Below are 8763 nucleotides of genomic sequence, written 5' to 3'. Positions count from 1 at the left end.
CCCAAAACGCTTTGCAGCCGCCGCGCCAAGGTGCGCTCGCTTGTGCCCACTGCGCTGGCCGCCTCGGCCAGCGAGAACCCCTGCGCGAGCCGACGTCTGGCCCAGCACTCGAAGCGCTCTACCATCGGGTCGGCATGCGCAAGGTGGTCGGGAATCACGAACTCGGCTTGCGAACTGCGTGTCTCGACCAGCAGATAGCGTGCCACCAGGGCCGCCAGCGCCGGACTGCGCCCTCGGATGATGCGCAAGGCCAAGTCGACGTGGGCCAAAGCGGCACCCGCGGTGGTGAAGCGTGTCGAGTTCACGATCATGCGTGACTCGTCCAGCGCGACGTTCGGATAGCGCTGCCGAAACATCGGCCCCAGCCACCATGACGTCGTCGCACGATGCCCATCAAGCAGGCCACTCTCTGCAAGCAAGAAACTACCGGAGCAAGCGGCACCAAGGTGCGCGCCAGCGGTGGACCACTGCTGAAGCGCGGCGACCGCATCGGGCACATCGGGGCGTGTGAGCCGAGCCGAGAGCGTGTCAGGCATCTTGTCGCCAAACGCTGGCACGAGCACTACGTCTGGTTCGGGCACACCATGCGCAGTGACCACGGGGACCGTCAAGCCTTGCGCAGTTCGGATGCGACGCCGCACGCCCACCAGCGTGAGCTCTATGTGCGCGGGAGCCTGTGGCAGCGAGCCCGCCATCGCATTGGCTAAGCCCACTGTGTCAGTGAGCGCCGCAAGCCCCAGATCAAACACGCCATCACAAACAAGGAGGTGGAGTTTCATGGCAATATTGATATCAATGTTGTCATTATTGCCTATAGAGAGGTCTGTCATGAAGACTTAGACTGCAGTCTCTTCGATCCCTTCACCCACTTTTCCATTTACCCAAAGGAATACAGCATGACCAAGCTCGCTCTGTTTGTTCGCCTCGAAGCTAAACCCGGCCAGGAGGCTGCGCTTGCCGACTTCCTGGCCAGCGCACTGCCGCTCGCCAATGCCGAGTCCGGCACCACGGCCTGGTTCGCATTGAAGTTTGGCCCTTCGACGTTTGGTGTGTTCGATGCCTTTGCCGATGAGGCAGGTCGCCAGGCACATCTGAACGGCCAGATCGCCGCGGCCTTGATGGCCAACGCAGCGACCTTGCTCAGTTCTCCGCCCAATATCGAGAAGGTCGAACTGCTTGCAGCCAAACTGCCTGCATGACAACTCGGCCTTGACCCAATCAGGTCACGCTACAGGATGGGGGTCACACAGCCCTACGTGCGATCCCCACCTCCTTGCTGTCATTCTTGCAGTCTATGGATTTTCCGGCGAGAAAAGGGCAGATTCAAACCTGCCCACCCACCCCCTTGAACTTCTCCACAAACGCAGCGATCTTCTGAAACACCGTCTGCTTCTTGGTGAGGTACTGCGGGTTCAGTGGACTGACCCTAATCAGATAGACAAAACCCTGCCTCACGTCCGGGCCCGCGCTAATTCCTGCGCAAGAAACGGTGCAGTCCGGCTGTTGGTCGTTCGGGCCACCTGTCCCGGAGAACCGGCTATCACGATGCGGCCGCCGGCATCGCCTGCGCCCGGCCCCACATCAATCACCCAGTCGGCCTGGGCCACCGCACGCATGTCATGCTCGATCATCACCACTGTATTGCCGGCATCGACCAGGCGCTGCAACTGCACCAGCAGCCGGTCGGCGTCCGACGCATGCAGCCCGGTAGTCGGCTCGTCGAGCACGTACAGGCTTCGGCCGCGCTGGCTGCGCTGAAGCTCGGTCGCCAGCTTGATACGCTGCGCCTCGCCACCGGAAAGCTCGGTGGCCGGTTGCCCCAGGCGCAGGTAGCCCAGTCCGATATCGCGCAGCAGTTGCAGTGGCCTTGCCACAGCGTCTTCACCCGCGAAGAATTCGCTGGCTTCGTCCACGGTCATCTGCAGCACCTCGGCGATGTTGCGCCCGTTCCATTGCACCTTCAGCGTGGCCTCGTTGTAGCGTGCGCCATGGCACGTCGGGCACGGCGCGTACACGCTTGGCATGAACAGCAGTTCCACGCTGACGAAGCCCTCGCCCTCGCAGGTCTCGCAGCGCCCCTTGGCGACGTTGAACGAGAACCGCCCGGCGTCATAGCGGCGACGTCGCGCATCGGGTGTGGCGGCGAACAGCTTGCGCACATGGTCGAACAGGCCCGTGTAGGTGGCCAGGTTCGACCGCGGCGTGCGCCCGATCGGTTTCTGGTCCACCTGCACCAGACGCTGTACGGCGTCCACGTCGCCCGCCAGATGGCCGCCGGTCGCTTCGATCACTGCCGGCCCTTCGCTGGTGGCGCTTTAGGCTACATCGTCTTCCGGCTCGTGGCCCAGGTGCAGCAGCACCAGCTCCGGCAGGGCCTGCGCGACGAGGCTGGACTTGCCCGAGCCGGAGATGCCGGTGACGGCCGTCAGCACGCCCAGCGGAATGCGCGCATTCACGCCATGCAGGTTGTGGCGGTGAATGTCCTGCAGCTCCAGCCAGCCGGTCGCTTCGCGTGCCCGGCTTCCCGGCGCGGGGATCTCATCGAACAGATATCGGGCGGTGCGCGATTCGGCAATCTTGCGCAGGCCATCCGGCTCGCCGCTGTAGAGCACGCGGCCGCCACGCTCCCCAGCATCCGGCCCGACATCCACGAGCCATTGAGCGCGGCGCATCAGGTCCAAGTCGTGCTCCACAACGAACACCGAGTTGCCGGCGTCGCGCAGCCGGTCGAGTGCGTCGTACAGGGCCTGGCTATCGGAGGGGTGCAGGCCCGCGGAGGGCTCGTCGAGCACGTACACGACACCGAACAGCAGGGAACTCAATTGCGTGGCCAGCAGCAGGCGCTGCAACTCACCGGCCGAAAGCGTCGGCGTGGCCCGGTCCAGCGTCAGGTAGCCCAGGCCCAGCCCACGCAGTTGGCGCAGGCGTGCCATCACGCCACCGGCCAGGCGCTGCGCGGCGAGGCGCTTTTCTTCCGATAGCGCCGAGGTGCGGCGCACGTCGGGCGATACCGCATGGACGGCGCGACCGGAGGCCGCGCGTTCAGCGCGTTCGGCACGGTCACGTTGGGTCGCTTCCTTGTCCGTAGCCGCCCCCGCTGCATGGGCGCGAAAATCGCCCTGGGCGAAGGGTTCGAGCAAGGCCGCCAACTGGTCCAGCGGCATCTGCATGAACGCGCCGATGTCCACGCCGGCGAAGGTGACCGACAGCGCCTCGGGCTTGAGCCGCTTGCCGTGGCAGGTGGGGCACGGTTTGCCCTCCATGAACCGGGACACGCGCTTTCTCATAAGCGCGCTTTGGGTGTTGGCAAAGGTGTGCAGCACATACCGTCGGGCGCCGGTGAAGGTGCCCATGTAGCTCGGCTCCATCTTGCGCTTGAGCGCGGCGCGGGTCTCGGCAGGCGTGAAGCCGGCGTACACCGGCACCGTCGGTGTTTCCTCGGTGAACAAAATCCAGTCGCGATCCTTCTTCGGCAGGTCCTTCCACGGTCGGTCAACGTCGTAGCCCATGCTGACCAGGATGTCGCGCAGGTTCTGGCCTTGCCAGGCGGGGGGCCAGGAGGCGATCGCCCGCTCGCGGATGCTCAGGGAGGGATCGGGCACCATGATGGCCTCGGTCACCTCGTACACATGGCCCAGGCCGTTGCAGGTCGGGCACGCTCCCTGCGGCGTGTTGGGCGAAAAATCCTCGGCGTACAGCATGGGCTGGCTGGCTGGGTAGGCGCCGGCGCGCGAATACATCATCCGCACCAGGCTGGACAAGGTGGTCACACTGCCCACAGAGGAACGCGCGTTGCTGGAGCCCCGCTACTGCTGCAGCGACACCGCCGGCGGCAGTCCGTCGATCGCATCGACGTCCGGCACGCCGGCCTGGTCGATCAGTCGCCGCGCATAGGGGGCCACCGACTCGAAGTAGCGCCGCTGGGCCTCCGCATAGATGGTGCCAAAGGCCAGCGAGGGCTTCCCGGAGCCGGAGACACCCGAGAACACCACAAGCGCGTTACGCGGGATGGAGACGTCCACCTCCTTTAGGTTGTTCTCGCGCGCGCCACGCACCTGCACGAGGCCGCTGGCGGCAGCAGTACAAGAGGATTCACCGAAAGAAGGGTTGGGCATGTTCTTATCCTGTAGTTCATGAGCCGATTTCGGGGGCGATCGGTCAAGAATCCGCCTCTGGCGGCATCTCATCGTCGAGCGAACGTAGCCAAGTGAGCCGTTCACCCAGCTTGCGCTCAACGCCTCTGTCGGTTGGTTGATACCAACCCGGCCGCGCCAAGCCCTCAGGAAAATAGGTTTGCCCAGCGGCATAGCCATTTGGCTCATCATGGGCGTAGCGGTAGCCTTCGCGATATCCCATCTGCTTCATCAGCTTCGTCGACGCATTGCGAAGATGGAGTGGTACAGGCTGGGAGCCGCTGCACTTGACGAACGCCTTGGCCTGGTCCCACGCGGCATATGCGGCATTCGACTTGGGGGCCAGAGCGAGGTAAGTCACCGCCTGGGCCAGAGGTATCTCGCCTTCGGGCGAGCCCAGCCTGTCGTAGGCCAACGCGGCATTGAGTGCCAATTGGAGCGCCTGCGGGTCTGCATTGCCGATGTCTTCGCTGGCCATCACCACCATGCGACGGGTCACCTGACTCACATCACCGCTGCCATCGAGGATGCGGGCCAGCCAATACAGGGCCGCATCGGGGTCGGAACCCCGCAGCGATTTGTGGAATGCCGAGAGCTGCCAGTAGAACTCGTCGCCGCCCTTATCGAAGCGGCGCAGCGACGGACTGGTGGACAACCTGGTGAACTCGCCATCGACCAGCGGTTTGCCGGCGCCCGCCGCCGCATTTGTCACCTGCTCAAGCAGATTGAGGAAGCGCCTGCCATCGCCATCGGCGAAGCCCTTGAGCAAGTCCAGCGCGTCCGCCTCCAACGTAATGCCCTGCAGATGCGGCAGCGCGCGTGCATAGAGCTGCTGCATCTCTTCGCCAGACAGCGGCTCCAGTGTGTAGACCTGAGCACGAGAGAGAAGGGCGGAATTGACAGCCAACCCCGGATGCTCCGTAGTCCCTCCCACCAGGGTAAGCAGACCCGACTCGACATGGGGCAACAACGCATCCTGTTGCGCCTTGTTGAAGCGATGGATTTCATCGACGAAAAGGACTGTAGAACGACCGTGGTTATCCAGTTCAGCCTGGGCTTCGTCGATGGCTTGCCGAATGGCCTTTACCCCGGCCAGCACGGCGGAGATGGCGATGAAGCGGCTGTCGGTCACGCTGGCGGCTAGACGGCCCAGGGTGGTCTTGCCCACGCCCGGTGGCCCCCAGAGGATGAACGAGTGCAGCTTGCCCGACTCGAATGCGAGGCGCAGCGGCTTGCCGTGGCCAAGCAAGTGCCTTTGCCCGACGAATTCATCCAGCCTCTTGGGACGCAGTAGTTCGGCCAAGGGAGGCTTGGGCTTTGTCGTGAATAGATCGGTCAAGTTCGTCTCCCAGGCATTTCAAAAAAAGTGATTCCGATGACGCAGGTTCTTGTGTAAGCACACGTATTTCTTCAATCCCAACATTTGAGTTGACTGGAACCAGTCAGCGACTGCGCTGGATTACCCCTTGGTTCACAAGGCGCTATTGCCATGAGACAGCGAGTTCACTACGGCAACTATCGCGATCCCAAGCAGAAGCCAAGCCACTTGTATCATGGCGTCCTTCGCCGTTCGGCGTTGCTGCATCCGGGGTATTACGTCTGAGAGAGCCACATAGATAAAGCTGCTCCCAGCGACAGCCATCAAGAATGGTTGCCAATGCTGTAGCTTTTCAAGCAGAAGATATCTGTCGGGTCCCGGACGATTGGCTTCTTAAAAATAAGCGCCCCTTGCTACATGGCCGAGAGGTGCTGAAGGCAGTTCTGGCAACATGGCAAGCCTCTGCACAGGAGCGGCCATGTTGATTATCGAATGCAGTGTGGTATTTCCAGATGGCTGCATTAGGCTGGTTGCTGTCTTTCAGCTCAAAACGGGCAATGACTGCTGTCAACGAAAGCCGTCATTGCACTGGTTCGTCATTGCAGGTCCGCTCTACCTTTCAAAGCCGTCATTGAAAGCAGGCTTAGGCCGAGTGACTGCTTTCATAGGCGTCGAAATAGAACTGTCGACCCTAAGCAGTCACTCAGATGCTCAGACTTGGAAAAAGCGGCAGCACATGTTCGGCCAGCTCGTACAGCACTTCGCGCGCGGGCCTGCGGCTGGCCTTGAGGTTCATGGCAACGTGATTGACACCGAGAGCCTGAGCGTGGCGCAGGAATGCAATGTAGGAGTTCCGTCCACCACGCAGCATGGGACCCATGCTCATCAGCGGCTCGTTGGGATTAGCTGCCAAGTCAAAGAAGAAGCCTTGAGCATAGGGCTTGAACGCATCGGGTCCGGCTGCCTGCTGTACAGCACCATTCCATTCCTTGAGCAGGTCCCCAAGGTGTTCGAGGCGCACGTTGTAGAACAGCCAGCCGTCGGCGTTTTCCGCGATCCAAGAGAGTTCTTGGCGACTGCGACCAGTGACCAGCATGGGCAGCCGGCCGTGGACAGGTTTTGGCAGCATGTCCACATGCCCGCTCATGCGGCCAAACCGGTTGCTGATGTGTTCAGGGAAGCTGCCCTCTGTGACGGCGCGGATGGTGGAGAAAGCTTCGCGAAAGCGCTCACCGCGGGATTCGAACTCATGTTCCAGGCCGAACGCCGGATACTCCACGGGGCGGTCGCCCGACGCAACACCCAGCACCACCCGCCCGTTGGATAGGAAGTCCACCGATGCAGCTTCTTTGGCGGTGTGGATGGGATGGCGCAGCGTGAGCACCGTGCTTGCAGTGCCCAGAGCAATCTTCTGTGTCTGTCCTGCCAGGTAGCCGAGGTACACATAGGGGTCGAGCATCTGGCCTGCATCCCCAAAATGGGGGTCTAACAAGGGAACATCACGGGCCCACAGTGCAGCAAAACCCAGCTCCTCGGCCAGTCGTGTCATTGCGAGGTGATCGGCCAGCGTGGGCGTTGCTGCGTTTGGATAGCCTTCCACGGGCAGGATGAAGCCCATGGTTAGGCGGCCTTTGCCGAAAACACGGTTGAAGCCAGGGTGGTTGGCCAGAGCGTTGTTGATACCTGCAGTCATTGCAATCTTTCAATATGTTGGGAGGTAGACCTTGCTGGTTCAAAGCGAGGGAGCGTCTGACACCCAGCCTTCGTGGTAATCCATGTCGTGCAGGCGCCAGTCGCCATCGGTTTGCACGAGCTTGAGCTGGTAGTGCGCGCCATACAGACGGCGACCGTCTTCCATGCGCATGCGTCCCGGGATCAGTCGGCCGAGCACCATGCGTGCATGGCTGCTGCCGGGTGATCGCTTTCTCAGGCCAGCGCGCAGGCGCTGGACGACTCGGCCGCCGGGGCTGGTTGGTAAAAAGGGTAGTCGGTGTAGCCGGCCGAACCGCCGCCATACACGGTATGGTCCGAAGCGATGGCCAAAGGCCATGGGCGCCATCACGACCCGATTCTTGAGCTCCAGCCCCTTCAGATCGAAGGGAGTGAATACCTGTTCCACTGGGAATCCTTCATCAATGCGGTACTCGGCACCGCGATGACGAAGTGTTATTGATTCCAATAAATAGAAAAAGTAGCTATCAAGAACATGCTTAGTTCCCATTTGGAACCAATTGATGTCGGTTTCAGGTGTGGGTTTGTGCGCGGGCTTCCCAGGGCGCGTGTTTGCCCCAGCTTTCGACCAACAGGTCAATGAACGTGCGGACCCTTGGGGAGAGGTGACGGCGGGTGGGATACACCAGCCGGATGGCATCTGGTGCTGGCCGCCAGTCCTGTAGCACCTCTACCAAACGGCCTTGGTGCAAATCTTCGCCCAAAATGTAGGTGGGCAGGTTCACCAGGCCAAACCCTGCAAGGGCCGCAGCGCGCATTGCCTCCGAGCTGTCGAGGTTCAAGCGGCCCGGGTGAGCCACCTGCATGGCTGCCCCTGCTTCCTGAAAATCCCATGGGCGAGGCTTATCGGAAGAAAGAAACACGATAGTGTCGTGGGCCGCTATTTCGTGCGGCGTTCGCGGCGTGCCTTTGCGCTCCAGATAGGCCGGCGCAGCGCAGGTCACGAATTGCTGCCAGGCGATGGTGCGCCCCATGAGCAAGGAGTTCTCATTGGGCTCGCCGATGCGCACAGCCACGTCAAAACCTTCTTCAATCAGGTCCACAAACCGGTCGGTGAAGGACACATGGGCCCGGACCTCGGGCCATTGCCGAAGGTAGTCGTCTAGGACCGGCAGGATGTAGCGCTGGCCGAACGAGAAGGGGGCAGTCAGTTTGAGCAGCCCGGTGGGGTGGCCTCTGCGCTGCGACATGGTGGCGTCCACTTCCTCCAGATCATCCAGAATCTGTTGCCAGCGCTCAAATGCGATGGAGCCTTCATCGGTCAGGCTGAGCGTGCGTGTCGAGCGGTTGAGCAGGCGTACGTCGTGCCGCGACTCCAGGCGAGCCACGCTCTTGCTGACGGCTGAACGCGTCGATCCCAGCAAATCGGCTGCTGCTGTGAAGCTGCCGGTGCGTACGGCAAGGACAAAGGCCGTGATGTCTGTGAGGCGGGTGGGTTCCATCAGTGTGTGCGAGCGGCTGAAGCAAAGAACTGTTGGGCATTTTGGCAAATGCTTTGATCTCGGTGCACTTTGTTCCTGAATGCCCGCTGTCTAGCCGACAGCGTGAGTTCAGTGTGCGCCCTGACAGCAGTCATTCGAC

At 61.8% G+C, this 8763-nt stretch carries 6 protein-coding genes and 1 pseudogene; 1 reads left to right on the top strand and 6 read right to left on the bottom strand.

The window, feature by feature from the left end:
* Window positions 1-830: DJ-1/PfpI family protein (locus tag CA2_RS16915; RefSeq protein ID WP_042420267.1), on the bottom strand; the 830-nt coding region annotated here is incomplete at its 3' end.
* Between the two features lie 66 nt (window positions 831-896).
* On the opposite strand from CA2_RS16915, the gene CA2_RS16910 reads away from it, so the two are divergent.
* Window positions 897-1199 (top strand): putative quinol monooxygenase, encoded by a 303-nt coding sequence (locus CA2_RS16910; RefSeq protein WP_007182542.1) that lies wholly within the window; start codon window positions 897-899, stop codon window positions 1197-1199.
* 252 nt (window positions 1200-1451) lie between these two features.
* On the opposite strand, the pseudogene CA2_RS16905 reads toward CA2_RS16910, so the two are convergent.
* From CA2_RS16905 to CA2_RS16890, 5 genes and pseudogenes are all read right to left on the bottom strand, one after another.
* Window positions 1452-4115: pseudogene (locus tag CA2_RS16905) on the bottom strand (excinuclease ABC subunit UvrA).
* A gap of 43 nt (window positions 4116-4158) precedes the next feature.
* Window positions 4159-5472: a replication-associated recombination protein A gene (locus CA2_RS16900; RefSeq protein ID WP_042420260.1), complete on the bottom strand. Its 1314-nt coding sequence runs from the start codon at window positions 5470-5472 to the stop codon at window positions 4159-4161.
* A gap of 682 nt (window positions 5473-6154) precedes the next feature.
* Window positions 6155-7144, bottom strand: coding sequence for an LLM class oxidoreductase (locus tag CA2_RS16895; RefSeq protein WP_042420256.1), 990 nt, complete (start codon window positions 7142-7144; stop codon window positions 6155-6157).
* A 39-nt stretch (window positions 7145-7183) separates the two neighbouring features.
* On the bottom strand, window positions 7184-7345 hold the full coding sequence (locus CA2_RS18180) for a hypothetical protein (RefSeq protein WP_156106170.1): 162 nt from the start codon (window positions 7343-7345) through the stop codon (window positions 7184-7186).
* A gap of 349 nt (window positions 7346-7694) precedes the next feature.
* The gene (locus CA2_RS16890; RefSeq protein ID WP_042420254.1) at window positions 7695-8624 is read right to left on the bottom strand and encodes a LysR family transcriptional regulator; all 930 of its coding nucleotides are present in this window, start codon (window positions 8622-8624) and stop codon (window positions 7695-7697) included.
* Window positions 8625-8763: the final 139 nt, after the last annotated feature.

Source organism: Comamonas aquatica NBRC 14918 (assembly GCF_000739875.1).
GTDB classification, from domain to species: Bacteria; Pseudomonadota; Gammaproteobacteria; order Burkholderiales; family Burkholderiaceae_C; genus Comamonas; species Comamonas aquatica.
Note: the sequence above shows the minus strand (reverse complement) of the source record. Positions and strands in the feature narration are given on the sequence as shown.

Bases quoted from the DNA above. Each gene is read 5' to 3' on its own strand.
- CA2_RS18180 (WP_156106170.1), bottom strand. From the start codon at position 7,345: ATGGTGCTCGGCCGACTGATCCCGGGACGCATGCGCATGGAAGACGGT.
- CA2_RS16895 (WP_042420256.1), bottom strand. From the start codon at position 7,144: ATGACTGCAGGTATCAACAACGCTCTGGCCAACCACCCTGGCTTCAAC.
- CA2_RS16890 (WP_042420254.1), bottom strand. From the start codon at position 8,624: ATGGAACCCACCCGCCTCACAGACATCACGGCCTTTGTCCTTGCCGTA.
- CA2_RS16910 (WP_007182542.1), top strand. From the start codon at position 897: ATGACCAAGCTCGCTCTGTTTGTTCGCCTCGAAGCTAAACCCGGCCAG.